Consider the following 1,145-nt stretch of genomic DNA (forward strand, 5'->3'; position numbering starts at 1 on the left):
GCCTTACGAAATACGTTGCATCCACTTATCCAGAACGTCCAATGGATACCCATTTCCATAAGACTGGCCAATGCCAGCTGTAGTCCAGCCGCCAATAGCGTCCACGATATCACTGGGGCATTCTACTGCTCGTAGTCTGTCACGTAGACTATGTCGAAAACTGTGAATCACACAGCTATCAGGTGCGTGTTGGTGCAGCCATTTATTGAGGCCATTGCTAGCTGAATTGGCGTTGCAGCCTCTGTCATTACAGTAACGTGGAAACGCCATAATATCGTCGCCACTGGAGTCCATGAGGCGTTCAGCTGCCCATAGCGAACTGCCTACGAGTGGGATTAGTCTTTGGCTTCCTCTTGTCTTCAAAGACCGCCACGGGTGTGGTTGCAAGTCGATATGCGGGATTGGTGCATCCAATCTGATGTCTGTTAAGCGAAGCCCAGCCGCTTCTCCAAGCCTCATGCCAGTGTCACTAATGAGTGCCACCAACCATCTCATGTCGTCATCCAATGACCTGCAAAGCCGTTGGATACTTCTGATGCTCTGGATGGGTATTGGCTGGCGTTTCGCTTCCACACCATTCTCTGGGAAATAGGTCTTTGAAAAGGCATTGGTACAATTCAAACCCTCTTCAGATATAGATAGGTTCACAATGGCCCTGACGGTCGCAAAGACACGCTTGACCGTCTTCATCCCCATTCCTTGTTCCATTAACCAGTCACGGAACTTGGCAGCTTCTGCTGATGTGTAGGAAGCAATTGGGCGGTCACCAAGCACCTTGATTACATATTCAATGTTTCGGTTTGCAGTACGCCAAAACACCTTGTCCTTACCTGAACCTTTCAAACGCAGATAAAGGTCACATGCGTCTGAAAGCATGGGGCTGTCATCAGGAACCCCATTGTCCTGCTTCAATACATGCATGGCTGGAATTTCCATCCGCTGCAGCCGCAGTCCTAGCCAATAGTCTTCAAGCCTTTGGCTTACTGACTTTGCTGCACGGTTCGCAGATTGAAGTGATTTGGTTCGCAAGCTGAAACACAGCCTGTTGACACAATAATGTTGGGCGAGGTCTTGGGGAATATGCCGAACATAGTAGTAAACACCATCACGATTCATCACGTGTTGGTTCGCATATTTCTTTCTCA

General features: G+C 48.8%; 1 protein-coding gene. It reads right to left on the reverse strand.

Translation table 11 applies throughout. The features are described 5' to 3' along the window. Positions 1 to 3: 3 nt before the first annotated feature. The gene (locus AB3X55_13390) at positions 4 to 1,116 is read right to left on the reverse strand and encodes a DUF6538 domain-containing protein (GenBank protein ID MEX0504578.1); all 1,113 of its coding nucleotides are present in this window, start codon (positions 1,114 to 1,116) and stop codon (positions 4 to 6) included. Positions 1,117 to 1,145: the final 29 nt, after the last annotated feature.

This window comes from Alphaproteobacteria bacterium LSUCC0719 (assembly GCA_040839025.1).
In the GTDB taxonomy this organism is placed as follows: domain Bacteria; phylum Pseudomonadota; class Alphaproteobacteria; order Puniceispirillales; family Puniceispirillaceae; genus UBA8309.